Annotated in this window: 15 protein-coding genes and 1 pseudogene; 10 read left to right on the top strand and 6 right to left on the bottom strand. The window is 71.3% G+C overall.

The window, feature by feature from the left end; all coding sequences use genetic code 11:
* Positions 1-14 precede the first annotated feature (14 nt).
* On the bottom strand, positions 15-734 hold the full coding sequence (locus ACFQQI_RS24850; RefSeq protein ID WP_378569303.1) for a class I SAM-dependent methyltransferase: 720 nt from the start codon (positions 732-734) through the stop codon (positions 15-17).
* Positions 735-887: 153 nt separating this feature from the next.
* Between ACFQQI_RS24850 and ACFQQI_RS24845 the strand changes: the two genes are divergently transcribed.
* A complete protein-coding gene (locus tag ACFQQI_RS24845) occupies positions 888-4,940 on the top strand; it encodes an alpha-(1->3)-arabinofuranosyltransferase family protein (protein ID WP_378569302.1) in 4,053 nt (1,350 codons plus the stop codon).
* A pseudogene (locus tag ACFQQI_RS24840) lies at positions 4,937-6,748 on the top strand (alpha-(1->3)-arabinofuranosyltransferase family protein); the annotation flags it as partial. The gene ACFQQI_RS24845 and the pseudogene ACFQQI_RS24840, both read left to right, overlap by 4 nt.
* Positions 6,749-8,511: 1,763 nt before the next feature.
* Here ACFQQI_RS24840 and ACFQQI_RS24835 read toward each other — a convergent pair.
* On the bottom strand, positions 8,512-9,837 hold the full coding sequence (locus ACFQQI_RS24835; RefSeq protein ID WP_378569301.1) for an acyltransferase family protein: 1,326 nt from the start codon (positions 9,835-9,837) through the stop codon (positions 8,512-8,514).
* Positions 9,838-9,859: 22 nt separating this feature from the next.
* On the opposite strand from ACFQQI_RS24835, the gene ACFQQI_RS24830 reads away from it, so the two are divergent.
* Positions 9,860-10,612 (top strand): class I SAM-dependent methyltransferase, encoded by a 753-nt coding sequence (locus ACFQQI_RS24830; RefSeq protein WP_378569300.1) that lies wholly within the window; start codon positions 9,860-9,862, stop codon positions 10,610-10,612.
* Positions 10,609-14,730 carry an alpha-(1->3)-arabinofuranosyltransferase family protein gene (locus ACFQQI_RS24825; protein ID WP_378569299.1) on the top strand — a complete coding sequence of 1,374 codons (4,122 nt, stop codon included), beginning with the start codon at positions 10,609-10,611 and terminating at the stop codon, positions 14,728-14,730. Before ACFQQI_RS24830 ends, ACFQQI_RS24825 begins: the two co-directional genes overlap by 4 nt.
* Here ACFQQI_RS24825 and ACFQQI_RS24820 read toward each other — a convergent pair.
* Positions 14,622-15,860: an acyltransferase family protein gene (locus ACFQQI_RS24820; RefSeq protein ID WP_378569298.1), complete on the bottom strand. Its 1,239-nt coding sequence runs from the start codon at positions 15,858-15,860 to the stop codon at positions 14,622-14,624. The two genes, ACFQQI_RS24825 and ACFQQI_RS24820, sit on opposite strands and share 109 nt — an antisense overlap.
* Before the next feature lie 41 nt (positions 15,861-15,901).
* On the opposite strand from ACFQQI_RS24820, the gene ACFQQI_RS24815 reads away from it, so the two are divergent.
* Together ACFQQI_RS24815 and ACFQQI_RS24810 are read left to right on the top strand one after the other, a co-directional pair.
* Complete coding sequence (locus ACFQQI_RS24815) at positions 15,902-16,627, top strand: hypothetical protein (protein WP_378569297.1); 726 nt, start codon at positions 15,902-15,904, stop codon at positions 16,625-16,627.
* Positions 16,628-16,753: 126 nt separating this feature from the next.
* Complete coding sequence (locus ACFQQI_RS24810) at positions 16,754-17,704, top strand: DUF3068 domain-containing protein (RefSeq protein ID WP_378569296.1); 951 nt, start codon at positions 16,754-16,756, stop codon at positions 17,702-17,704.
* Positions 17,705-17,737: 33 nt separating this feature from the next.
* On the opposite strand, the gene ACFQQI_RS24805 is transcribed toward ACFQQI_RS24810, so the two are convergent.
* Entirely contained in the window at positions 17,738-18,547 is an 810-nt protein-coding gene (locus ACFQQI_RS24805; RefSeq protein WP_378569295.1) for a class I SAM-dependent methyltransferase, read from the bottom strand.
* A 210-nt stretch (positions 18,548-18,757) separates the two neighbouring features.
* Here ACFQQI_RS24805 and rpsA point away from each other — a divergent pair, with 210 nt between their 5' ends.
* A complete protein-coding gene (rpsA, locus tag ACFQQI_RS24800) occupies positions 18,758-20,230 on the top strand; it encodes a 30S ribosomal protein S1 (RefSeq protein WP_378569294.1) in 1,473 nt (490 codons plus the stop codon).
* A gap of 75 nt (positions 20,231-20,305) precedes the next feature.
* Here rpsA and ACFQQI_RS24795 read toward each other — a convergent pair whose 3' ends face one another.
* Positions 20,306-20,464: a hypothetical protein gene (locus ACFQQI_RS24795; RefSeq protein ID WP_378569293.1), complete on the bottom strand. Its 159-nt coding sequence runs from the start codon at positions 20,462-20,464 to the stop codon at positions 20,306-20,308.
* Between the two features lie 81 nt (positions 20,465-20,545).
* On the opposite strand from ACFQQI_RS24795, the gene ACFQQI_RS24790 reads away from it, so the two are divergent.
* Complete coding sequence (locus ACFQQI_RS24790; protein ID WP_378569292.1) at positions 20,546-21,490, top strand: GlxA family transcriptional regulator; 945 nt, start codon at positions 20,546-20,548, stop codon at positions 21,488-21,490.
* 4 nt (positions 21,491-21,494) lie between these two features.
* Here the strand turns inward: ACFQQI_RS24790 and ACFQQI_RS24785 are convergent, their stop codons facing one another.
* A complete protein-coding gene (locus ACFQQI_RS24785) occupies positions 21,495-23,117 on the bottom strand; it encodes an arylsulfatase (RefSeq protein WP_378569291.1) in 1,623 nt (540 codons plus the stop codon).
* 155 nt (positions 23,118-23,272) lie between these two features.
* Here ACFQQI_RS24785 and ACFQQI_RS24780 point away from each other — a divergent pair, with 155 nt between their 5' ends.
* Together ACFQQI_RS24780 and ACFQQI_RS24775 are read left to right on the top strand one after the other, a co-directional pair.
* Positions 23,273-24,349 (top strand): extracellular solute-binding protein, encoded by a 1,077-nt coding sequence (locus tag ACFQQI_RS24780; RefSeq protein WP_378569290.1) that lies wholly within the window; start codon positions 23,273-23,275, stop codon positions 24,347-24,349.
* Positions 24,346-26,079 (top strand): ABC transporter permease subunit, encoded by a 1,734-nt coding sequence (locus ACFQQI_RS24775; protein WP_378569289.1) that lies wholly within the window; start codon positions 24,346-24,348, stop codon positions 26,077-26,079. Before ACFQQI_RS24780 ends, ACFQQI_RS24775 begins: the two co-directional genes overlap by 4 nt.
* Positions 26,080-26,100 lie beyond the last annotated feature (21 nt).

The raw sequence follows: 26,100 nt of genomic DNA, 5'->3' as shown, positions 1-26,100 counted from the left end.
GACGCCCGAAGCGCTCAGTAGGGGTCGTACGGGCTGTCGTGTCCGAAGACCCTGGCCGCCACCGGCCGCAGGCGCAGGCGCAGGAGGACCTTGACCGCGACGTTGCGCAGCCACCAGGGCAGCTCGGCAACGATCCGCAGCCGGTCGCGCCGTGTCGGTCGGCCGACACGGAAGAGCGCCAGTGAGCCCGCGCGGCGTTCATAGACGAGTCGTCGCGACGGCAGGACGTGGGCGAGGACGCCGAGCGTCACGCCGATCGACGAGTAGCAGTCGTGGATCAGCACTGGCCCACCGATGGGCAGGTGCTCGGACCACTTGAGGTCGTCGGAGAGGGTCCAGTAGTCGTGCTTGCCGTCGATGTAGAGGTAGTCGATCGGGGTGCTCCAGCCCGGGCGCGCCTGGGTGCTGTACTCCGCCAGCAGCTCGACGACGTCGGTCGCCCCCGCCGCCTCGATGTTCCGCTCGAAGATGTCGCGCGTCTTCGTGCCGCCGAACAGCCGCCCGTCGACGAACGGGTCGATGGCGACGACCCGGCCGTGCCGGTCCCGGACGGCGGCCGCCAGCACGGTCGTCGAGCGCCCCTGGTGGCTGCCGATCTCGACGACGACCGACTCGTCGGGCAGGTCGGTCGAGGCTTCCCAGAGAAGCTCCGCCTGGTCCTCGGTGAGCCACCCAGCGATGTTCGAGGCGTGCTCCCACGCGCTCGAGAACTCCGCGCTCCTCGGGTGGGGCATCGGCGCTTCCTCGCTTCTCCGGACCGGCATGCAACTTGCCGTGCACCCTATAGACTCCGGGCCGCGTTCGGATGAAAGGGAGGCGCATTGGCTGAGAGCGCCTCGGTTGGCGAGGGCACGAGCCGTGCCCCCCGCGCATGGCACCAGGGCACGGTGTCGTTGGCCATCGTCGCGGCCGTGGTCGTCCTCAACCTGGTGCAGCAGCCGGGTCTGATCACCTTCGACACCAAGCTGGACCTCCAGTTCGACGTCACCGGCTTCCTCAGCCGGAGCCTCGACGTCTGGAACGCGGACTGGACGCTGGGCGGCCTCCAGAACCAGGCGTCGGGCTACCTGGTGCCGATGGGGCCGGCGTTCTGGCTCGGCGATGCCATGCACGTGCCGATGTGGATCTGGGAACGGCTCTGGACCGCAGCCGTGATGCTGATCGCCTACTTCGGCATGCTGCGCCTGGCCCGCAACTGGCCGGGGATCAACGCCGCGGGCGCGGTGCTGGCCGGTCTCACCTACATGCTGGCGCCGAGGGTGTTGACCACGGTCGGGGGGCTCAGCGGCGAGACGCTCCCGTCGGCGATCCTGCCGTGGACCGTGCTCCCGCTCGTGCTCTACCTGCGGGGGCGGCTCCCTGCGTGGGTCGCGTTCCTGTGGTCTGCCGCCACCATCCCGTGGATGGGCGGCCAGAACGCAACGCTCGTCGTTGCGTGCCTGATCCTCCCGGGACTGCTCCTGCTGCTGGTGGCGGGCCGCAGCTGGCCGCGGCGGGTCCGGGACGCGGTCGTGTGGACGGGGTTCGCGCTCGTCGCCAGCCTGTGGTGGATCGTTCCGCTGTTCCTCATGGGGGCGTACGCGCCGCCGTTCCTCGGCTTCATCGAGTCGGCCTACAACACCGCCAGCCAGACGGGCTGGCTCGCGTCCTTCCGCGGCACCAGCCACTGGGTCGCGTTCTTCCCCGGCGGGGGCTCGGCGGGTTGGGTCGGCGGCTACGAGCTGGCCTCGTCATCGGTGCTGATGGTGACGACCGTCCTGGTGGCCGGCGCAGGCCTGGTGGGTCTGGCCCAGCCGGAGCTGTGGGCGCGCCGCGTGCTCGTGCTCTCCATGTTGATCGGCCTCGCGGTCCTCACCCTCGGCAGCGCCGAGCCTGCCGGTTCGGTGCTGGGCAAGGAGTGGCTCGCTGCGCTCGACTCGTCCTTGGCGGCGCTGCGCAACGTGCACAAGTTCGACCCGCTCGTGCGGCTTCCCCTGAGCCTCGGGATGGGTGCGTTCGTCGCAGCGGGCGTCCCGCAGCTGGTCGCCCGCGCTCGCCGGCTTCCGGTGCGCCGACGGGGACTCGCCGTGGCCGGCGCAACGGCCGCTCTCGTCGTACTCGTCGGTGCGGCTGCCCAGCCCGCCGCGACCGGAGACCTGCGCACGGCGGACGGTGTCCGGGACATCTCCGGGTCGTGGCAGGAGACGGTCGACTACCTGCGCGCCCAGGACGGTCCGGTCGGTGTGCTCGTGCTCCCGGGCACGACCTTCGCGGTGCAGACGTGGGGGCGCACCGTCGACGAGCCCATCCAGGTGCTCAGCAGCCAGCCCTGGGCGTCTCGGTCGCAGAGCGCCGTCGCGCCCGCAGGGACGTTGCGGGTGCTCGACGCGATCGAGAACCAGATCGCCGCAGGTCGGCCGATCACCGGCTTCGCCGCCGCCTTGCGGCGCATGGGCATCACCCACGTCGTCGTCCGCAACGACCTCGATCCCGAGGAGACCAGCGCGCCCCCGATCGCCGTCGTGATGGCCTCGGTGACGGGCTCGACCGGGCTCACCCCGGTCGCCAGCTTCGGTCGGACCTCCGACGAGTACCCCGCGGTCGCGGTGCTCGAGGTCGAGGACGAAGGTGCCGACTCCCGCGTCTCGATCGCGGACTGGGACACGCGCGAGGTGGTGCAGGGCGGTCCCGAGGTCGTCAACGACCTGGCGCAGCTCGACCTGGTCCGCGGAGCCCAGCCGGTGGTGCTGGCCGGCGGGTCGGACGACGCGTCCGACGGCACGGTCGATGTCGTCACGGACAGCAACCAGCGCGTCGAACGTTCCTTCGGGCGGATCACCGACGGCGTCTCCGGCGTGATGACTGCGGACGAGGACTTCCGGTTGCGCCGGCCGATCCACGACTTCACCGGTGGCTCCGTGCCGACGGCGACCACCGACGCGGAGTACAAGGGCGCGAGCCTCGTCAAAGCATCCAGCTCTGGCGGCTACGCCGACGTCCTCGGCGCGATCCGTCAGGACGAGGCGCCGTACGCCGCCTTCGACGACTCGGGCTTCACGGCGTGGACGACGGCCCCGCTCACGTCACCGGTCGACCAGTGGATCGAGGTGGAGTACGACGAGCCGGTCGACGCCGGCACGGTCGGCCTGATCTTCGACAACGTGGGCGGGGCGGACGTGTCCGAGGTGCGCCTGACCACCGACGGCGGCTCGGTGGAAGCAACCGTCGGCTCCGACGGGATCGCCCAGGGGATCGACCTCCCCGACGGCACGACCTCGTCGGTCCGGATGACGGTGCTGGAGGTGCGTCCGGGTGCGCGGCAGGTGCGCCTCAGCAACATGGCGATCGAGGGCGGCGAGTTCCACCGCACCCTCGAGCTCCCCGGTGAGGTCACCGCCGACACCACGATGCTGTTCCGCAGCGAGCCGGCGCGGCGGGCCTGCGTCTTCTTCGGCCTCCGGGTCAGCTGCTCGGCGAGCTGGCAGCGTGAGACCCCGGAGACCGCCGGGTTCGACCGCACCGTCACCGTCGAGCAGGGGAGCAGCTGGCGGTTGGAGGGTCGCGCGGTGGCGACCAACGGCCCGAGCCTCGATCGGCTCTTCGCGCCACTCGACGACCGGCAGGTGAGCGTCCAGGCGACCTCGACCTACGCCGGAGACCCCGCGGTCGTCGCGGCGAACGCGTTCGACGGACGTCCCGAGACCAGCTGGTACGCCTCACCCTTCGACGACAACCCGGCCATCAAGCTCTCGTGGAAGCGTCCCCGCACCATCACGTCCGTGACGGCGCTCCTCGGCAGCGACCAGCCCGGCGTGCTCCCGGAAGCCCTCGTCGTCGACCCGCTGACCGAGGACGTCGAGCCGCAGCTCGTCGCCACGACCGGCGACCAGGCCGGTGCGATCGAACCGGTCCGGACCAAGGAGCTGCTGATCTCCGCACTTCCGGACCCGCAGCGGACCGTCGGGGTCGGGATCGGCGAGCTGGAGATCGACGGGCTGGAGGACCTGCGGCACACCACCGACGCGGTCACCCCGACCGGGCTGCTGTGCGGGTTCGGACCGACCGTCGAGGTCGGGGGCAGGACCATCGAGACCAAGGTCGTCGGCACCATCGCGGACGTGGTCGGCGGGGCCGAGCTGTCGGTCGAGCCGTGCGGTCGCGACTCCGTGCACATCGCCGCCGGCACCCAGCGGGTCCGGGTCACCAGCCCCGAGGGATTCTCGATCTCCAGGCTCTGGCTCGAACCCGAGGACTCGGGTTCCGGCACGATCTCCGCGGACGAGGCGGACGCGCGCGTCGTCTCCTGGTCGTCGGCCGAGCGGACCGTGGAGGTGCGAGCGGACCAGGAGGCGGTGCTCAGCGTCGCCCAGAGCGACAACCCCGGGTGGGAGGCGCGGATCGACGGAGCACTGCTCGATCCGGTGGCGATCGACGGCTGGAAGCAGGGCTGGCGGATCCCGGCCGGAACAGCCGGGAAGGTCACCTTGGCCTACACCCCGCAGGCGTCGTTCCAGTGGGGCATCGTCATCGGTCTCGGACTCGCGGCGCTGCTCAGCGTCGCGGCTCTGGTCACGCTCGTGGTGTCGGGGGGGCGCTGGTCGCGACGTCGGCGCGGGACGCGGGTCGCCGCCGCCGGCCACCCCGGACCCGGAGCGGTCGATGCCACGGCATTCGGACCGAATCGGCTGGTGGTGGTCGTCGGCGCAGGAGCGCTCGCGCTCGTCTCGTTGCCGCTGTGCGTGGGCGCCGTCGCCGGGTTCGCCGCGCGGCGGTTGCCACTCGTCGCTCTGAGTGCTGCCTGCGCCACCGGTCTGCTCGTCGCCGCCGCCGCGGCCATCGTCGACGTCGGTGGCGCGGTCACTCCGCCCGTCGTCGCCAACGTCGTCACCGCGGTCGTGGTCGGACTCGTCGCGGGCCGGGTGCTGTTCGGCGACGACCTGCCGGAGGACGACCTCGCATGATCGGGAGGTCCCGTACGTTTCTGGTCGCCCTGCTCGTGGGCGTGATCGCCGTCCGCTGGTCGCTCTCACAGCCTGCGTCGATGGTGTCCCAACGGATCGCCCGTGACCCCGGCGAGGCACTCCGCTCCGCCGGCGACAGCTGGACCTTCCTCGGCACCCTGGGGGGTGTCAGCGTGCAGCAGATCCGTGAGCTGCCGTACGCCGCCGTCCTCTGGCTGGGCAGCCAGGCCAGCCTGTCGGCGCACACGGTCGAGACGTGCTGGCGCGTGCTGGTGCTGGTGCTGGCCGTCGTCGGAGCAGTGCGCCTGGCTCGCGGGCTCGCCGGGGCACCCGGTCACGATGCCGGACGCGCCGAGCCCTGGGCGCCGTGGGTAGGCGCTGTGGTCTTCGTCCTCGGAGCGGTCCTCGTGCCGACCCTGGTCAGCTCCCCCACGAACGGGCTCGCAGCCGCCACCCTTCCGTGGGTCGTCGCGCCTGTGCTGCTCCGCGGCACGGGCTGGCGGCCCGCCCTTGCCTCCGCGGCCTGGGTGGGCGTGGCCGGCGTCGGCAGCCCCGCGTGGGCGCTGGCGGCACTCGGCGCTGGACTCGTGGCGGTGCTGACCCGCAACCGCCCGGACGTCGTCGGCGCCGTCCGCTGGCTGGTGCTCACGGCGGCGGCCTCCGCATGGTGGATCGTGCTGACGGTGTGGGAGGCCGTCCACGCGGTCGACGTGTCGGCCCTGGCCCGAGGTGAGCTGCGGGAGGAGGTCGCGGAGGCTGTTGGCCGACCCGAGGTCGGCCTGGTGGTCCTGGCCGCCCTGGTGGTCGGTCCGCTACTCGTGGCCCTGCCGGCAGTGCTCCTGCGCAGCCGTGGCCTCCAGCGCCGGTTCGTCCTCACGCTCCTCGTCGTCGGCGCTGCCGTCGTCGTGCTCGAGTGGGTCCTGGACTGGCGGCCGCCGGTCGCCGCCCCGACCGCGGGAGAGGAACCCGCAAGCGCAGCGGGTCCGCTGCTCGGATGGCTCGGCCTTGCGGGGCTCGTCGCCTGGGGCCCCTTGGCCGCCGACCTCACGGAGCGGCTCCGGACGGTCCACGACCTCCGGAACGGTCGCCGAGCCGTCGTGGGTGTGCTGGTTGCCGTGCTCGTCGGGGTGACGGCCCTGGTCGGGCTGGCGGCGACGGCGGCCGAACCGGAGGCTGCCTCGGTCGCTGAGAGCGAGCTGCTCGACGGGGTGGCACGGTGGTCGACCGACGCGGATCCCGGGCGGGTGCTCGTCCTGCCGCCCGACACCGGCAGCACCGACCTCGCCGCCCTCGGGACTGCGCTCGGCGACCGCCCCTGGGTCGGGCGCGACGTCGTGCCTACGTCCGGAGCGGGCGGCACGACCGCGATCGACGACCTGGCCACCCGCCTCGGACGTGGCGACGGCGGCCCGGGCACGGTCAGCGCACTTCGCCGGCTCGGGATCTCGTACGTGCTGGTGCGGCTGGGCGGTCCGGTGCCTGACGAACGTGCCTACCCGACGTCACTCGTGCGTGCGGCCCTCAGCACGGCGGGCGCCCGCAGAGTCGCGCTGCTGCGCGGCACCGATGACACCGAAGCCGACGCGCTGACGGACTTCGGGGTCCGCAGCGACGTCGACCAGGTCGAGATCTGGGCACCGACCGCGACCGCGAGTGGCTGGGTCTACGACGGTCACGCGGCGGAGGCAGTCGGTGACGCCGGGACGGTCAGCGACCTCGCGGACGCCGGGGTGCTCCGGGACCGCGCGATCCAGCTGCGGCCGGGGTCCGACGAGCAGGCCGTCGTGCTCTCCGACAGCGCGCGTCGGCGCGACGTCGACCAGCGGGTTCCTGTCGACCCCTACGGTCCCGACCTCTCGGCCGACGACGCCAGGTCGGTGCTTCCGGCGGACGCCGCCCCGGTCACCAGCGCTGCGCGACAGATCGAGGGTGTGACGGCCGTGTCGGCGTCCTCGTCGGCCGCCGATCTGGACGGCGACCTCCGGCAGGCCGGCACGGACGCGGCCTCCGCCATCGACGCCAACGCCTTCACGGCGTGGCAGTCGCGCCGTGGTGCCGGCGAGGGCGAGTGGTGGGAGGTCAGGTTCGATGCACCCACATCGCTCGACGGCACCTCCGTGCAGGTGCTGCACAACGTCTTCAGCGGGTACGCCGTGAGCCGGGTTCGCGTCGATGCCGACGACAGGAGCGCGACGTACGACGTGCCCGACGACGGGCTGCTCGACCTCGGTGCCGTCGGAGACGCGAGTCGACTGCGGATCACCATCACCTCCATCGACGGCTCCTTCGGCGCCGACGGCAGCGTGGGCATCGTCGATGTCACGGTCCCCGACGTGACCGTGACCGACCGGCTCACGCTGGACGACGCCGCCACGGAGTCGTGGTTGTTGGCTGCCCGGCTCGGCAGCCAGGCGCAGTGCGTGCCGACGGTGCCACGCGAACCCGACGACGGCGCCGTCCTCGGCACCTCGTGCAACGACGGCCTGGGCGTCAGCGGCCCCGACGACAGCACGCTGGACCGGACCATCACCGTCGACGAGCCGACACCCGTCGAGGCACGAGCATGGGTGGTTGCCGCCTCCTCGACGGACGCGGGACTGCTCGCGGACCGGATCGCCCAGCCGAGCGTCGTCGCCACCAGCGGCAGCGTCGCGACCCAGGACCTCGTTGCCCGCCCACAGGCGGCCGCCGACGCCGACATGAGCACGGCATGGCGGCCGGCCCCGGCGGATCGGAACCCCGAGCTGACGCTCGCCTGGACGACGCCGGCCGATATCTCCGGAGTCCGGCTGATGCCCCCGACCGGGCACGTCGGGTCCCAGCCGACTCGCGTGCAGGTCACGGCAGAGGTGATCGGACGGCGCACCGAAGCGCAGGCGCCGGACCTCCGGACCGAGGTCGACGTGGATGCCGACGGCACCATCACGCTGCCGCGGATCGTCACGCGCAAGCTCAGCATCACCGTCCTCGACGACACCGACGTGCCGAGCTCCGACTCGGCCACCGGCGGCGTCCGGCGAACGCCGGTGGCGGTCGGCGAGGTCGAGATCCTCGGCGGCCCGATGGTGACGTGGGACGCGAACCGCACCGAGCGGATCGGCTGCGAGGACGGGCCGACCGTGACGATCGGCGGGGTCGACCACGGCACCCGCATCGAGGTGACTCCCGCCGAGCTGGTCTCCGGTGCCACGGTGCAGGCGTCTGTCTGCGGTGATGTCACCGTGCCGGACGGGCAGACCCGGGTGACGATGCCCGCCACGTTCGAGTGGCGGCCGCGAGGGGTGCTGCTGGCGGCGATGCCGGGCGACCTCGGTCGGGTTCTCGCCGAGGACGCCGAGGCCGGTCCCGGCCCGGCTCCGGTCGCCGACGACGTCCTCGACCGCACGGCCTACGGCGAATCGATGAACGTCCACCTCGGCGCGAACGACGGCGACCGCACGCTCGTGCTCGCACTCCCGGCGGAGTCGGGCTGGGTGGCGAGCGTCGACGGCGAGCGGCTCGACGCGGTGACGGTCGACGGCTGGGCCCAGGGGTGGGACGTGCCGGCCGGCGCGGCCGACGTTGCCGTGCGCTACGCGCCCGGGGTCGACGTCGGGCGGCTCGCGCTCGGAGCGTCAGCGGGCTGGGCCGTCGTCGTGCTGGCACTCGTCGCGCTCGGCGTCGGCTCCGTCGTGTCGGCGATCCGCAGCCCCCGCTCGTTGCGGTGAGCCGACGCGGCCGTGCGGCCCTTCGTCGACTGGTGTGACCACTCGATCGCCGGCTTCTCGATCCATGCGTACGTCGCGGCGCCCAGCGGGATCGACAGCCCGACGACCCACGCGAGCCGGATGAACAGGCTTCCGACACCGTCCGGGAACGAGAGCTGGTCGTCGAGGATCGTGATCAGCGGCAGGTGCCACAGGTAGATGCCGTAGGACCAGCGCCCGATCGCGTTGAACCACGCCGTGCTGAGCAACCGCGTGAACGGCGAGCTCATCGCGCCGAAGACGACGACCACCAGCAGCGTGATCGCGACGAACGTCGCCCCCGCGAACCGCACCTGCTCCTGGGAGAAGTTGCGGGTGACGTAGCCGTCGGGCCCACCGAGGGTGGACGTCGCGATCAGTGCGACGGCCGTCGCCAAGAGCAGCAACGCCCACGGGTCGGCCGCGAGCCGGCGGAAGCGCGGCATCGTGACCACGCCGTTGCGCAGACCCTCGGCGAACAGGGCCACCAGCGCGCCGCCGGCGAAGCAGACGAGGAAGCCCGGAAGCCAGAACGAGTAGGTGAAGTGGATACCGAGCTCGTTCTCGCGGACCCACCAGCGCCAGGCGACGGTGACCGGGAGTGACAGCATGATCAGGCTGGTGGCGAGCCAGAAGCCCGCACGCTGCGAGCGGCGCCGAGCCAGCCATCCGGTCACGCCGGCCATGACCGGCAGCGCGACGTACCAGGAGAGCTCGGTGGCGAGGCTCCACGTCTGGGCCAGGGCGGTCGGGAACTGCCCGGGCTCGTAGATCCACGTCAGCGTGATCGCGTACAACCACCCCTCGACGCCGTCGGGCCGTGACACCGGGTAGATCAGCGCGACGACGAACAGCACCACCAGGTACGCCGGGAAGATGCGTGCGACGCGGCGGCGCGCGAAGACCCTCACGTCGGGCCGGTCGGAGGTCCGCAGCGTCCACCTCGCCCACGGGCGGTAGAGGAGGAAACCGGACAGCACGAAGAGGCTGACCGGTCCGTAGCCGGTGAGGCCGACCCACGGGTAGTCGGTGCGCACGGAGACGTGCACGACGACGACCATCAGTGCCGCGAACCCACGCAGCCCGGTGAGCGCAGCGACCTGCTGGGCCCGGTCCGACAGCGTCTGGTTGGGGGCGGTGTCCTCCAACGACACGTGGGTGCTGGCGGACATGGGCGCAGTATAGGGTCGGCGCGTGTTTCGCGACCGTCCTTCTGGCACACCCCGATGGGCTGCCGACCTGCGGCGGTCGATCAGGTTGTTCCGGGCGTTCCGCAAGGAGCAGACCGAGCCCGCAGTCTTCTACGAAGCGCTCGCGAACGACTCCGCCGACCAGCTCGCGGGCTACCTCGACCTCGACGGCGCCGCCATGCTCGACGTGGGCGGGGGACCGGGCTACTTCCGGCGGGTGTTCGAGGATCGCGGTACGTCGTACTTCGCCCTCGACGCCGACGTCGGCGAGCTCTCCGGCCTCGGCGACATCGCGCCCCGCACGGTCATCGGGAGCGGCCTCGAGCTGCCGTTCGCCGACCACACCTTCGACCTCTGCTACTCGTCGAACGTGCTCGAGCACGTGCCCGACCCGTGGCGGATGGCCGACGAGATGGTGCGGGTGACGAGGCCCGGCGGCACGACGTTCATCTCCTACACGGTCTGGTTCGGCCCGTGGGGCGGGCACGAGACCGCGCCGTGGCACTTCCTCGGTGGCCGCCGGGCCCGCGACCGCTACCGGCGCCGCCACGGCAAGGAGCCCAAGAACAAGTACGGCGAGTCGCTCTTCGCCGTCACGGTGGCGGCGGGGCTCGACTGGGCCCGCCGCCAGGACCAGGCCGAGGTGCTCGACCTGATCCCGCGCTACAACCCGCGCTTCGCCTACTGGCTGACCCGGGTCCCGGTCGTTCGCGAGCTGGTCACGTGGAACTTCGTGATCGTCCTGCGGCGGCGATGACGGAGCCTTCCGCACCCGACCGCTTCGCGTGGCGGTTCAGGCTGGTCGCCTGCTGCCTCGTGCTGGTCGCGATCGCGTTCTCGCAGCGGCCGGGTCGCATCTTCGGCGACACCAAGCTCGACCTGGTGATCGACCCGGGCGGCCTGCTGGCCCGGTCGCTGCACCTGTGGGACCCCGAGGGCAGCTTCGGCCAGGTGCAGAACCAGGGGTACGGCTACCTCTTCCCGATGGGGCCGTTCTACTGGCTCGGGCACCTCCTCGACCTGCCCGGCTGGGTCATCCAGCGGATGTGGTGGTCGCTGCTGCTGGTCGTCGCCTTCCTCGGCATCGTCAAGCTCTGCGGTGCGCTCGGCATCGGCTCGCCGGTCAGCCGGATCGTCGCGGGCTTCGCCTTCGCGCTCTCGCCCCGGATCGTCACCGTGCTGGGCCCGATCTCCATCGAGGCGTGGCCGAGCGCCCTGGCGCCGTGGGTGCTGGTGCCGCTCGTCATCGGCGCCGGTCGCGGCTCACCACGTCGGGCGGCGCTGCTGTCGGCGCTGGCCGTCGCCGCGGTCGGCGGCGTCAACGCGGCGGCGACGTTCGCGGTCATCCCGCTCGGAGCGGTGTGGCTGCTCACCCGGAGGCCCGGGCCGCGGCGGCGCTCGATGATGCTGTGGTGGCCGGTCTTCGTGCTGGCCGCCACGGCCTGGTGGCTGGTCCCGCTCTTCCTGCTCGGTCGCTACAGCCCGCCGTTCCTCGACTACATCGAGACCGCCGGGGTGACGACGTTCCCGACCACGGTCTTCGACGCGCTGCGGGGCACCTCCCACTGGGTCCCGTACGTCGATGCCACGTGGCAGGCCGGCAACGACCTCATCACGACGGGCTACGTGGCGATCAACAGCGCCGCCCTGCTGCTCTTCGGCGTCGCCGGGCTCACGATGCGCCGCAACCCGCACCGGCAGTTCCTCGTGCTGTCGGTGCTGCTCGGACTGCTGATGGTCACCGCCGGTCACGGCGGCCAGCTGGCCGGGTGGTTCGCAGGCACCGAGCGCGACGCGCTCGACGGGCTGCTGGCGCCGCTGCGGAACGTGCACAAGTTCGACCCGATCATCCGTATCCCGCTGGTGCTCGGGCTGGCGCACCTCATCGCCGTCCTCGCCGCCCGCGCACGCGAGGTCGGTGCCCGGGACCGGTCGACCCGCTCCGACGCGATCGGCGACCGGCTGGCGTACGTCGGCGTCCTGCTGCTCAGCATCGCCTCGGTCGCCGGCATCGCCGCTCCGGCGTTCGCGGGTCGGCTGGGGACGGCCAACGACTTCGTCGAGCTGCCGGGCTACTGGTACCAGACGGCGTCCTGGCTCGACGAGCACGACGACGACACGACCGCGCTGCTGGTGCCGGGCTCGAGCTTCGGCTTCTACGTGTGGGGCGACCCCGACGACGAGCCGATGCAGCCGCTCGCCTCGACCCCGTGGGCGATCCGCAACGCCGTGCCGCTCGCGCCCGCAGGCAACATCCGGATGCTCGACGCGATCGAGGAGCAGCTGGCGTCGGGCCGGCCGTCCGCCGGCCTGGCCGGCTACCTGACCCGCGCCGGCATCGGCCACCTCGTCGTGCGCAACGACCTGCGCGGCACCGACCAGACACCGCCGGTGCTCGTCCACCAGGTGCTCGACGGGTCTCCCGGCCTGCGCAAGGTGGCCGACTTCGGTCCGTACGTCGGCAGTCGGGCCAAGGTCGGCAGCGATCGCGACGCCACGGTGGTGGACGACGGCTGGACGGCGCGCTACCCGGCAGTCGAGATCTACGCCGTCGACGGGGCGCATCGAGCCGTGGCCTCGACGGGCGGCCCGCTGGTCGTCGGCGGCCCCGAGGACCTGCTCGACCTGCTCGACACCCGGTTGATCGGCGACGCGCCCGCCGTACTCGCGACCGACGCGCCCGGGGACGTCGACAGCAGCGACCTGGTGCTCACCGACGGCCTGCGTCGCCAGGAGCGGAACTTCGCCCGCATCAACGACGCCACGTCGGCCACGCTGGCCGAGGACGACGACGGACGGCGCGGGGCGCCGGCGCGCGACTACACCATCGGCGACCCCCGGTGGGAGACCCATGCGCAGATCCTCGGCGCGAAGGCGGTCAGCGCGTCGTCGTCGCAGGCGTACGCCGACAGCAACGGACCGGTGGTGACCGAGCGCCTGCCGTTCGCGGCGTTCGACGGGCTCACGGCCACCCAGTGGGAGTCGGACGTCGAGGACCGGCAGCCGTCGGTCTCCGTCGAGCTCGAGGAGCCTCTCGACGTCGACAGCGTGGTCGTCACTGCCGGGGACACCGGCCTGGAGGAGCCCGAGCACATCCGCGTCGTGACCGACGCCGGATCGAGCGACGCGGTGGAGGCGCCGGCGGGGGAGCCGGTGACCGTCGCCGTGCCCGCCGGCCCGACGTCGTCGGTGACGGTCATCCGTGACCGGCGTGCCCAGGGCCCGCTGGCGATCGCCGAGGTGGGCGTCGCCGGCGTCGACGTCGACCGAACGCTGGTGCTCCCGCGGGTCCCGGCCGACTGGGGAGCGCCGCGCTCGATCCTGCTCTCCGCGACGTCCGGCTGGCGCGAGGCCTGTGTCACCGTGCACGGCACCGTCCACTGCTCGCCGGATCGTGCCCGCAGCGGTGAGGAGCCGGGCGCGCTCGACCGCACGGTCCGGCTCGGTGCGGGCGCGTCGTACGAGGTCACGGCCGAGGTGGCGCCGACGAACGGGCCCGCGCTGCAGGGCCTGATCCAGAGCGAGCAGGTCATCAACATCAGGTCGTCGTCCGAGGCCGTCGACGACGCTCGCGGCTCGGCGGTCGCTGCGGTCGACGGCGACCGGGGGACGACCTGGGTCGCGGACCCGGACGACGAGACGCCGTCGCTCTCGCTCGACTGGCTCGGGGAACGGACCGTGCGCGGCATCGACGTGCGTCTGGGACGCGAGGCCGCGGCGTCGCGCGTGACGAGGGTCGTGCTCGAGTACCCGGGCGGCCGCCAGGCAGTGAAGATCGACGTCACCGGGCATGCCCGGGTCGAGACGTTCCGTGCCGACCGGGTCGATCTGTACTTCGAGTCCAAGCGGCCTGCCGACGGTCTCGGCCCCGACGGCAGCCGCGAACCCCTGCCCGTCGGGGTGAGCGAGCTGAGCCTGCACGGCGTCGGGTTGCTGCCGATCACGCTCTCGGACACGCCCACTGACCTCGGCTGCGACTTCGGTCCCACGGTGCGCGCCGGCGACGCGTTCCACGCGACCTCGGTCACCGCCTCGCCGCGCCAGCTCTTCGACGGCGGTCTGCTGCCGGCGCGGGTGTGCGGGCCGGACGAGCTCGACGTCGAGGCGGGTGACACGCGCGTCCTGCTGTCGCCGGCCCCGGCGTTCCGCGGCATGCGCCTGCTGATGACGCGGTCGCAGCCGCCGGTGCCGACCGTGACCCCCGCCCAGCTGACCGACGAGTCGCCGGTGGCGCGGGAGCTCACCCTGCCGGAGCCCGGCTCCTCGATCGCCGCGATCCGGGAGAACCAGAACCCCGGCTGGGTCGGATCCACGCCCGACGACGGCACGATCGACTCGGTCACGATCGACGGCTGGCAGCAGGGCTGGCGGGTCGACGGCGACGTGACCCAGGTGGACCTGCGGTTCGCGCCCGATCGGCTCTACCGCGGCGCCCTGGCGGTGGGCGGGTCCCTGCTGGTGCTCATGGTGGCCCTCGGGATCGCCTGGCGGCGAGCCAGGTCCTCGGCACCTCCAGTCGAGGGGCGGTCGCTCCCGGCGGTGCTCGTCGGGGCGTGCGGACTCGCGACGTACGGCGTGATCGGCGGCTGGTGGGCGTTCGTCGCCGGAGGCGCTGCGATGGTGCTGACCGCGGTCACCGTCGACCGCTGGCTGACCCGCGACGTGGCGGCGTGGCTGAGCGGACTGCTGGTGGGCTCCGCCGGGATCTTCTACTGGTGGCGGCCCCTCGGCTCCGCCGACGGATGGGCCGGGACCCTGGTCGCGCCTCAGCTGATGGTGCTGGCTGGACTCGGCGTGCTCGTGGCGCTCTCGCTCGACGGCGACCGGTCGAACCGCCGCTTCCAGCGCAGGGCCGGTCGCTCGACGACCCGGTAGACCACCTCCGACACCGCGATGCTGAGTACGAGCGTGATCGCGAACAGCTCCAGGGTGCGACCGGCGAAGAGCTCCATGTCACGCCACCGGGCGACCAGCTCGAGGATCACGAGGTGGACGCAGAAGATGCCGTACGAGATGTGGCCGAGGTGGCGCAGCAGTGGCAGCGAGAGGACGCGGATGTAGCGGCCCTCGGGGTCGGCGAAGACGCCGGGCAGGATGAGCAGCCCGGCGCTCGCGGCGTACAGGAGGTTCTTGGTGACCGCCTCGCCGGCTACCGGCGCGACCAGCGAGGCGCTGCCCGCGATCGGGGTCGCCGCGATCGCGAAGAGGGCGAGGGCCGCGACCCAGCAGGTGCCGGGCGACCGACCCATCTGGCGCAGCGCCGTGGCGACCCGGGCCGAGCCTGCGGCGTCGCCGCCGGCCTCGAGGTGGACGGCCGCGGCCGCGATGGCCAACCCCACCCCGAACCACGTGAGGTAGCCGGGCAGCCACACGCTGGTCATCGCGCCGCTGATGTCGAGCGAGGACGTGGCCGCCACGAGCCACGCCACGTTGACGATCATCATCAGCGCGAGCACGACGCCGAGGCGGCTTCGTCCGTGCGCCCCGCCGCGGCGCCGGGAGAGCACGAGCCACATCAGCAGGGGGAGCACGAGGTAGAACGCGACCTCGGTGGCGAGGCTCCACATCTGGGTCAGGCCGTCGGGCAGCCGGTCGTCGAGGTAGATGTTGGTGAGCGTCAGCGTGTGCAGGACCGTCGCGCTCGACACGTCGTCGTTGCCGGGGAGGAGCACCAGGGCCGCGACGGCGGCGACGAGGTACACCGGGTAGATGCGCAGCAGCCGGTGCCACAGGTAGACCCGTGCGCGTGGCGGCCTGGTCCGGTGGGCGTGGTGCTCGAACCACGGCCGCGAGAGCAGGAACCCCGAGAGCACGAAGAAGATCGCGACGCCGATGTCGAGCCGTGCCAGCGCCGTGCCATAGCCGCGGTGGGCGTAGGCGCCTCCCCAGAACGACGCGTGCGTCGCGAGCACGGCGATCGCGGCGATCGCGCGCATCGAGTCGAGCGCCGGGAGCGTGCCGCGGGCGCGGACGGCGACGGCGCGGGTCTCGACGGAAGGCGGCACGGTCCGAACTATCGCACGGGGCTGCCGCTACCCTCTCGCCCATGATCGTCCCGGACATCGCTCGTCGCCTGCTCGCGTTCGGTCGCGACCGCGGGTTCCTCCGGGTGCTGCGGTCGTGCGTCGGCTGGGCCGTGGGCTGGGTCGCCGGGCGCCCGCGAGCCGGGCGCGTGTCGCGAACCACGTTCCGCTGGGACGGCCGCGACGTTCCGTACTTCAGCCACCGCTACAACTACACCTGGCTGAACGAGCGGGCCGTCGAGGTCGCCCTGGCCCTCGAGGTGCTGGGGGAGCACGACGGGCAGGACGTCCTCGAGATCGGCAACGTCCTCGGTCACTACGCACCGGTCGACCACGTCGTCGTCGACCGGTACGAGCGCGCCCCCGGCGTGATGAACGTCGACGTGGTCGACCTCGAGCTCGACCGGAAGTTCGACCTCGTCCTGGCGGTGTCGACCCTCGAGCACGTCGGTCTCGACGAGGAGACGAAGGATCCGGCGAAGGCCGGCCGTGCCGTCGACCGGCTCCGCTCGTTCCTCAAGCCGGGCGGCCTGCTCTGGGTGACCCTGCCCGTCGACTACAACCCCGACCTCGATCAGCAGGTGCGCACCGGTGAGCTCGGGTTCACCCGGCTCCGGGCGCTCCGGCGCGACGACCACCGCAACCGGTGGCGGGAAGTGCCGGTCGACGACGTCTGGTCGGCGCGCTACGACCGACTCCTCTACACCGCTCACGGCGTGGTGGTCGGGGAGTACGACGCCCCCGACTGAAGAAGAACCTGTTTCAAGAAAGTTGGTCACAGTTACCTACTGGCTGGTCACATTTCGCTGTGACTTGCGTTACTGTGCGCCCCGGGTGACAGCCATGGGAGGCGGTCGTGAGCGGGAGGTCTACGAGTGCGCAAGTTCTTCGGCCCGGTGTTGTTGGGGCTAGGGGCGTTCCTTGTGGTCGTCGCCATCATGGCGATCACCTGGATGCCCGGGGTGGTCAAGAAGACGCCCCTCGACGTGGACACCACCACGCACCTCAGCGGTGAGGCACAGCGCCTCGACTCCGACACCGGAGAGCTCGGCAGCGCCGTGCCGATCAGCATCACGAGCATCACCCAGGCCGACGCCGACGCCTCCGACGACGACGTGATCGTCTTCGTCAACGGCTCGTGCGTCGTCGAGAACCTCGACGGCGACGCCCCGCAGTGCGTCGACGGCGAGGACCCGCGCCTCGTCTCCGCCAGCGAGGACACGTTCCCGACCGACCGCGTCACGGCGCTCGCGGTGCCGAACGGCGACTATGTCCCCCCGGACACCGTGCAGCACGAGGGCCTCATCAACAAGTGGCCGTTCGACGCCGAGAAGGAGACCTACCCGTACTGGGACGGCACGGCCGGTCGTGCCGTGGACGCCGTCTTCGTCGACACCCAGGACTTCGACGGTGTCGAGACCTACCACTACCGCATCAACATCGACGACGAGCCGATCGAGGTCGCCGAGGGAGTCGACGGCACCTACACCAACGAGGTCAACATCTACGTCGAGCCGCGCACCGGCGACATCCTGAACCAGTCCCAGGACCAGCAGCGCTACCTCGCCGACGGCACCCAGGTGCTCAACCTCCAGGCCGAGTTCACCGAGGACCAGATCGCGGAGTCGACCGACGGGGCGAAGTCGAACCTGCGGATGCTCGACATGATGCTGACGTGGGTGCCGATCGTCGGCTTCGTCGCCGGCGCGCTCGCCCTGGTCGCCGGCGTGCTCCTCATCCTGAGCTCGCGCAGGACGCGCAGCACGGGCACGCGCAGGCAGGACGGCAAGGAGGACGGCAAGACCCTGGCGGGCACCTCCGCCTGACGATCGAACCAGCTCAGCCGTCCGGGGCCCGTCTCAGCCGAGGCGGGCCCCGAAGATCGCCGTCCCCGGGGTGAGCCGCCCGCGCACGTGCGACCAGCCGCCCCAGACCCGCTCGTGGCCCTCGGGCCACTCCGGCTCGACCAGGTCGGTGATCACGAAGCCGTGGCCGGCCAGCAGGGCGACCCAGTCGCCGAGGGTGCGGTGGTGCTCGACGTACGACACGACGCCGGTCCCGTCGTCGACCTCGACGTACGGCGTGCGGTCCCAGTAGGACTGGCTCGCGGTGAGGCCCGGCTCCTCGGGGTCGTCGGGGAACATCCACCGGGTCGGGTGCGTGATCGAGAAGGCGTAGCGGCCGCCGGGGCGGAGCACCCGGGCGGTCTCGGCGACGGCCACGTCGATCTCGCTGATGAACTGCAGCGCGCCGAACGACGAGAACACGATGTCGAAGGAGTCGTCGCGGAACGGGAGGGCGGTCGCGGTCCCGAGCACCGACGGGACCGGCATCGCCGTCTCCTGGTCGATGCGCCGCGAGTGCTGCAGCTGCCGGAAGGACAGGTCGAGGCCGTACGCGCGACCGCCCCGCGAGCGGATCCAGCGCGAGCACTGCCCGGCGCCAGACCCGACCTCGAGCACGTCGCGGCCGGCGAGGTCGCCCAGGATCCCGGCCTCGGCCTCGGTCAGCCCCTCGGGGCCCCACACGAAGCCGACGTCGCCGAGGAACTCGCCGTGCGTGGCCTGGTACTCGTCGGCGTACCGGTCCCAGTCGGGGCCGTTGGCCCGCCGCGACTCCTCCTCCGACACCGGCCTGCGCTCGACCCGCACGGGGGGATGGTTCTCCACGCCTCGGAGCGTAGTCCCGGACGCTCACCACCCCATGAGGGGGCGCGGGTTGGACTGGTGTGAGGCGCGCCGCGTAGGCTTTAGGTTGCGCCGGAGGTCTGCCCGGGTCCCAGACGGAGCGGACGCTGTGCTCGCTATCTCTCCACGAGTGGTGAAACGGACCTTCGACGTGCCCGCACGACACCATCCATCCAAGGACAACACTTCCTTATGACGAGCAGCATCTCGACCCTCCCCGACATCACCGACGCGCCGCAGGTTGCGGTCAACGACATCGGGTCGGAGGAGGACTTCCTCGCGGCGATCGACGCGACCATCAAGTACTTCAACGACGGTGACATCGTGGATGGCACCATCGTCAAGGTCGACCGGGACGAGGTCCTGCTCGACATCGGCTACAAGACCGAGGGCGTCATCCCCTCGCGTGAGCTGTCGATCAAGCACGACGTCGACCCCAACGAGGTCGTCGAGGTCGGCGACAAGGTCGAGGCACTCGTCCTCCAGAAGGAGGACAAGGAAGGCCGCCTGATCCTGTCCAAGAAGCGCGCCCAGTACGAGCGCGCCTGGGGCACCATCGAGCAGGTCAAGGAGGAGGACGGCGTCGTCGAGGGCACCGTCATCGAGGTCGTCAAGGGCGGCCTGATCCTCGACATCGGCCTGCGTGGCTTCCTCCCCGCCTCCCTCGTCGAGATGCGCCGCGTCCGCGACCTGCAGCCGTACGTCGGCCAGACGCTCGAGGCGAAGATCATCGAGCTCGACAAGAACCGCAACAACGTCGTCCTGTCGCGTCGTGCGTGGCTCGAGCAGACCCAGTCCGAGGTCCGCCACGGCTTCCTGACCCAGCTCCAGAAGGGCCAGATCCGCAAGGGCGTCGTGTCCTCGATCGTCAACTTCGGTGCGTTCGTGGACCTCGGCGGCGTCGACGGTCTCGTCCACGTCTCGGAGCTGTCCTGGAAGCACATCGACCACCCGTCCGAGGTCGTCGCCGTGGGCGACGAGGTCACCGTCGAGGTCCTCGACGTCGACATGGACCGCGAGCGTGTCTCCCTGTCGCTGAAGGCGACGCAGGAGGACCCGTGGCAGCACTTCGCCCGCACCCACCAGATCGGTCAGATCGTCCCGGGCAAGGTCACCAAGCTGGTGCCGTTCGGTGCGTTCGTCCGCGTCGAGGAGGGCATCGAGGGCCTGGTGCACATCTCCGAGCTCGCCGAGCGTCACGTCGAGATCCCCGAGCAGGTCGTCCAGGTCAACGACGACGTCATGGTCAAGATCATCGACATCGACCTCGAGCGTCGCCGGATCTCGCTGTCGCTCAAGCAGGCCAACGAGACCGCGGCCGCCGCGGACGTCGAGGAGTTCGACCCGACGCTCTACGGCATGACCGCCACCTACGACGAGCAGGGCAACTACGTCTACCCCGAGGGCTTCGACCCGGAGACCGGCGAGTGGCTCGAGGGCTACGACGAGCAGCGCGCGACCTGGGAGGACCAGTACGCCAAGGCGCACGCCCGCTGGGAGGCCCACGTCAAGCAGCAGGCCGAGGCCAAGCAGGCCGAGGTCGAGGCCGGCGAGGCCACCTCGTACTCCTCGTCCGCTGCCGACGAGGAGACCGACGGCGGCGGCTCGCTCGCTTCCGACGAGGCGCTCCAGGCTCTCCGCGAGAAGCTGACCGGCGGCAACTGATCGCCCGGTCGTACGACTGAAGCACGAAGGCCCGCCCCGGGTGACCGGGGCGGGCCTTCGTGCCGTGTGGGTCGTTCAGCGCGCCAGAGGTGCCAGGAACCGGCTGTCCTCGAAGTGCGAGACCGGCGGGCGCTGCGGCCCCCGGCCGTCCCTGACGATGAGGCGGACGGTGGCCGCGGTCATCGCCAGTGCGATCAGGAGGAGGATCATCAGGTAGGTCATGGCAGTAATCATGCGCCGATTGTGATCCTGCCACGAGTGGCAGAAAAGTCATGCTCCGTTGATTTTCTGCCACATCTGGTGCAGGCTGTGCGTGTGCGCACTGTGGCCGTGATCGTGCAGGACGGGGCGGAGCCCTTCGGGCTCGGCTCCCTCGTCGAGGTGTGGGGGGAGCCCTACCACCCCGACGACGACAATCCCGTCTTCGACTTCCGCATCTGCACGCCCCGCCCGGGGCGGCTCCGGAGCCGCTCCGACTTCGACATGTACGTCGAGCGCGGGCTCGAGGCCACGGCGGACGCCGACCTGGTGTGCCTGAGCCCCAAGTACGACTTCATGAACCACGACCCGGTCGTCCTCGACGCGCTACGGGCCGCGGACGCGCGGGGCGCGACCATCTACGCGCACTGCTCCGGCGTGTTCGAGATCGGGGCCGCGGGCCTGCTCGACGGTCGTGAGTGCACGACGCACTGGCGCTACACCGACCGGCTGTCGGCGGCGTACCCCGAGGCGAAGGTGCGGCCGGACGTCCTCTACTGCCACGACGGCAACATCCTCACCGGCGCCGGCTCGGCCGCCGGGATCGATGCGTCCCTGCACCTGATGCGCGACCACTTCGGCGCGAAGGTCGCGGCCACGACGGCGCGGCGCATCGTCGTGCCGCCGCACCGCGACGGCGGGCAGGCGCAGTTCATCGCGAACGCCGTCCCCGACTGCGAGGCCGAGACGCTGGGCCCGCTGCTGGAGTGGATCGTCGGGAACCTCGGCGAGGACCTGAGCGTCGAGACGCTCGCGCGTCAGAACCACATGTCGCCGCGGACGTTCGCCCGCCGGTTCCGCGCCGAGACCGGCACCACCCCGCACGCGTGGGTGACGCGTCAGCGGGTGCAGGCGGCCGAGGAGCTGCTCGAGCGCACCGACCACTCCGTCGACTGGATCGCCGACGAGGTGGGCTTCGGCAACGCGGCGACGCTGCGCCACCACTTCGCCCGGGTGCGCGGCCTCAGCCCGCAGCAGTACCGGCGTCGGTTCGCGGGCTGACGGCCTACTCGGACGGGAGACCCGCGCCCCGCCGCTCGTAGAGGTCGAGCACGACTTCACGGGGGATGACGCCGCACCGCCTCGCCCAGGACTCGTAGGCCGTAGACAGCTCGGCCACGAGCTCGGGGTGGGCGGATGCCAGGTCGTCGAGCTCGGTGCGGTCGGCCGAGAGATCGTAGAGCTCCCAGGCACGATCGTGCTTGCGGACCAGCTTCCACCGGCCGCGGCGCACCCCGCTGTTGCCCTCGTGCTCCCAGTAGAGCAGTCGGTCGTCGCGACGGGCGTCGCTCTCGAAGGTCGCCAGCATGCTCTCTCCCTCGAGGGGGAGCACGCTGCGTCCGCGGTACGACGTGTCGTAGTCGGCGCCGGTGACCTCGACGATCGTGGCCATGATGTCGGTCAGCTGGTGCGGCTGGTGTCGGAGGCGGGGCTCGGAGCCGAGCCCGTTCGGCCAGGAGACCACGAGCGGCGTCGCGATGCCGCCCTCGTGGATCCAGTGCTTGTACTCCCGGAACGGCGTGTTCGACAGGTTCGCCCACGACCGGCCATACGTGGCGTAGCTGTCCTCCCCGCCGGTCCGGATGCCCGGGTCGTTGCCCGGCCGCACCTCGCGCCCGTCCTTGGTGACGGCGTCGAAGCTGACGTAGGTGGTCACGAACTCCTGCGCGGTCTCGATGGGCATCTCCTCGGCGCAGCCACCGTTGTCGGAGAGGAAGAGGAACAGCGTGTCGTCGAAGAGACCCTGGCTCTTGAGCTCCTCGACGATCCGTCCGACGCCCTGGTCCATGCGGTCGACCTGCGCGGCGTACACCGCCATCCGGTGGGACTCCCACTCCTTGTCCTCGACCTCCTCCCAGGCGGGGACGCGGGGATCGCGGTCCGAGAGCGGCCAGTCGGGCGAGATGATCCCGGACTCGACCAGCCGCCGCAGGCGCTCCTCGCGCAGGGTGTCCCAGCCGGCGGCGAAGCGGCCGTCGTACGTCGCGATGTCCTCCGGTCGCGCGTGAAGCGGCCAATGGGGTGCGGTGTAGGCCGTGTAGAGGAAGAACGGCTGCTCGGGGCGCTCGGCCCGATGGGAGCGCAGGAACCCGACGGCCTCGTCGGTGATCGCGTCCGTGTAGTAGAAGTCCGGGTCGGCGGCCGCCTCGTCCTCGACGTTGGTCTCGTCCCTCGTGAGGGTGCGCGGGCGGAAGAAGCTCCCGGCTCCCTCCAGCGTGCCGTAGAACCCGTCGAACCCGCGTCGCGTGGGCCAGCTCTCGCACACCTGGTGGATGTCGCCGGACATGTGCCACTTGCCCGAGAGGTAGCTGCGATACCCGACGGTGCCCAGGACCTCCGCGATGGTGAGGTTCCGGTCGTTGAGCGTGCCCGGGTACCCCTCGGGTGAGTCGTCGTAGTTGAGTATGCCGATCCCGGTCTGGTGCGGGTGCAGGCCCGTCATCAGCGACGCGCGCGAGGGGCTGCAGCGGGCGGTGTTGTAGAACTGCGTCATCCGCACTCCTGACTCTGCGAGTGCGTCGATGTTCGGGGTCCGGATCTCACCTCCGTAGCACCCGATGTCGGAGAAGCCCATGTCGTCCACGAGGACGATCACGATGTTGGGGCGTCGGTCGGGGCGTGCGGGCACGGAGGCTCCTCTGCTCGGTGGTCGGTGGTGCCGACGCGCGCGTCTCGGGTCGTTGCGGACCTCCGCCGTCGGCTATATGCATAATACGGGTCGAGTTAAGTAACTATAGAAAGTTGGACGTTGTGAATCACCGTGGCTGGCGCCTCACGAGCGCCTTGGTCGTCCTGCCTCTCGTCGCCACCCTGGCCGCGTGCGGATCCGACGACTCCGGCGCCGAGGGCGACGAGGCGATCACCCTCGCCCGGGGCGCGGGCGTCAACGGCGCCGCCGTCGAGACCCTCGTCGCAGACTTCGAGAAGGAGAGCGGCCTCGAGGTCAAGACGATCGAGTTCAGCGACACCGACTACGGGCCGAAGATGCGCCTGGCCCAGCAGTCCGGCAACGCCGACTTCGACATCGCCGTGGGCATCCCCGGCGACGTCTTCCCGCTGACCGACACCGACGGCGTGTACGCGCCGATCGACACCTCGGAGTTCGATCCCGAGGGCCTGGCGGCGCTCGAGGAAGGCGACCTGGTCCACGAGAACTACCTGGTGAACCAGGACATCACCGCGGTGACGGCCTACAGCAAGGAGTTCGCGGACAACCCGCCGACGTCGTGGGAGGACTTCTTCGACCTCGAGAAGTACCCGGGCTACCGCGGCCTCCAGTCGGGCGGGTTCGGCGTGCCGATCAACATCGAGATCGCGCTCCTCGCCGACGGTGTGGCACCTGAGGACCTCTACCCGCTCGACCTCGACCGGGCGTTCGCGAAGCTCGACACCATCAAGGACTCGATCACCCTCTGGGACGCCGCGCCCAAGGCGCTGCAGGATGTGATCGACGGCAACACCACGATGACATTCAGCTACTCGCCGGCGTCGCTGGGCGCGGTCAAGGACGGAGCCGACCTCGAGGTGACCCTCTTCCCGCACTCACCGATCGCCCGCGGTCTCACGGCGCTGATGGAGAAGGGCCCCCACGGCCCGACGGCGGGCCAGCCGTTCCTCGACTGGTTCAGCGATCCCGAGGTCCAGGCGAAGTACGCCGACCTGACCAACTACGGGACCGTCCTGCCCTCCCAGCCGGTCTACGACCTCATCGACCCCGCTGACCTCAAGTGGGCCCCGTTCGCCAACCGCGAGAACCAGGGCACCCTGCTCGACTACGACTACTACACCGCGGAGAACGACGAGGGCACCAGCAACCTCGACGAGGTGCTGAGCCGCTGGAACGAGTGGCGCGCCTCGTGACACTGCTCGCCGGCTCGCGGGGTTGGCGGGGCTCGGTCCTCGCCAACCCCGCCCTGCTCGCCCTGCCGGGCATCGCCTTCGTCCTCGTGTTCGCGGCGTACCCCCTCCTGAACTTCGCCTGGGGAAGCGTCCGGGTCGGGGAGTCCTTCACGCTCGACCAGTACCGGCAGATCCTCGAGAGCAGCTACTTCGGTGACGTGCTCGTCCGCACCGTGCTCTCGGCCGCCGCAGTGATGGCGCTGTGCGTCGTCCTCGGGTACCCGCTCGCGGCGCTCCTGCACCGGGCCAGCGGCCGCACGAAGCTCGTGCTCGGCGCGCTCGTGGTGCTGCCGTACCTCACCTCCGTCCTGGTCAGGGTGTTCGCCTGGTCGGCACTCCTGGGACTGAAGGGTCCGGTCAACCGGGTCTTCGTGGCCGTCGGCATCTTCGACGAGCCGCACCAGCTCGGGCACAGCCTCGTCGGAGCGCTGATCGGCCTCGTGCACGTCCTGATGCCGATCGCGATCCTCACGATGTGGGCGACCATGTCCCGCATCCCCGCGGGGCACGAGGTCACCGCCCGGTCGCTGGGTGCCTCCCGGGTGCGCGTCTTCGCCACGGTCTTCCTGCCGCTGTCGATGCCAGGCGTGGCGACCGGGGCGCTCCTGGTCTACGTGCTCGCGCTGGGCGCCTACGTCATCCCGGTGGCGCTCGGGGCCACCAACGGCCTGCTGTTCGCGCAGGTGGTCGCCGACCAGGCGACCGTCTCGCTGAACTGGCCTCTGGCAGGCGCCATGACCGTCACGATGCTCGTCGTGGGCCTCCTCCCGCTGGTCCTGCTGCGGCTCGGGCGTCGCCTCTCGGGGCTCCGTCGAGACCCCTACCCGGCACGCCAGCGGGTTGCGTCGAGGGTCCTCCACCCGGTCCTCGAGGCCGTGCCGGACGGCGTGTGGTCTGTGGCGGCGCGAGCGACGGCGTACCTGGTCCTGGCGTTCCTCGTGGTGCCCGAGCTGGTCGTGATCGTCTTCTCCTTCGGTCCGGCCAACCGGCTCTCGTTCCCGCCGTCGACGCTGACCCTGGACGGCTACTCGCGGTTCTTCGCCGACCCTCTCTGGACGGAGTCGATGTCGCGATCGCTCGTGTACGCCGGCGTCGACGCCGCGATCGCACTCGTGCTCGGCGGGCTCGCGGCGTACGGCCTCGTGCGCAGCGGCGGTCGCACCCTCGTGGTGGGCCTGGCCATCCTGGTGTTCCCCCTCGCTCTGCCCGAGATCGTTCCGGCGCTGAGCTACTACGTCTTCGCCAACCGCGCCGGCATCGCCGGAACCGCGCACGGTGTGGTCATCGGGCAGGCCGTGACGGCGATCAGTCTCGCCGCGGTCATCGTCGCCGCCGTCGTACGGAACATCGACCTCAACCTCGAGTACGCCTCCCGGATGAGCGGCGCCTCGAGGGCGCGGACCCTGTGGCGGATCGTCGTGCCGATGGCGCTGCCCGGTCTCGTCGTCGGCGGGCTGTACGCCTTCCTCAACGCGTTCGACAACCTGGTGCTCCCGCTGTTCGTCGCCGGCCTCAACACGACCGTCCCGCTCCGGATGTTCTCGCAGATGCAGGACACGCTCAGCTCGGTGGTCGCGGTCGTGGCCAGCCTGCTGATCGGCCTGCTGCTCCTGGCCGCCGCCATCGCGGCGCTCGTGATGTCGCGCGCGTCCGCGCGGATCGACCTCGCCGACGTGGCGGGCCGACAGTGAGCACCCGGATGACTGCAACCG

It is taken from the genome of Nocardioides sp. GCM10030259, from assembly GCF_042666375.1.
In the GTDB taxonomy this organism is placed as follows: Bacteria; Actinomycetota; Actinomycetes; order Propionibacteriales; family Nocardioidaceae; genus Nocardioides.
The sequence above is the reverse complement of the archived record's forward strand: the minus strand, read 5'-3'. Positions and strand labels throughout refer to the sequence as shown.

What these genes read in the sequence shown, in the direction of transcription:
- rpsA (WP_378569294.1), top strand. Translation starts at nt 18,758, where the DNA reads ATGACGAGCAGCATCTCGACCCTCCCCGACATCACCGACGCGCCGCAG.
- ACFQQI_RS24815 (WP_378569297.1), top strand. Translation starts at nt 15,902, where the DNA reads ATGATCGTCCCGGACATCGCTCGTCGCCTGCTCGCGTTCGGTCGCGAC.
- ACFQQI_RS24850 (WP_378569303.1), bottom strand. Translation starts at nt 734, where the DNA reads ATGCCCCACCCGAGGAGCGCGGAGTTCTCGAGCGCGTGGGAGCACGCC.
- ACFQQI_RS24795 (WP_378569293.1), bottom strand. Translation starts at nt 20,464, where the DNA reads ATGATTACTGCCATGACCTACCTGATGATCCTCCTCCTGATCGCACTG.
- ACFQQI_RS24825 (WP_378569299.1), top strand. Translation starts at nt 10,609, where the DNA reads ATGACGGAGCCTTCCGCACCCGACCGCTTCGCGTGGCGGTTCAGGCTG.
- ACFQQI_RS24835 (WP_378569301.1), bottom strand. Translation starts at nt 9,837, where the DNA reads ATGTCCGCCAGCACCCACGTGTCGTTGGAGGACACCGCCCCCAACCAG.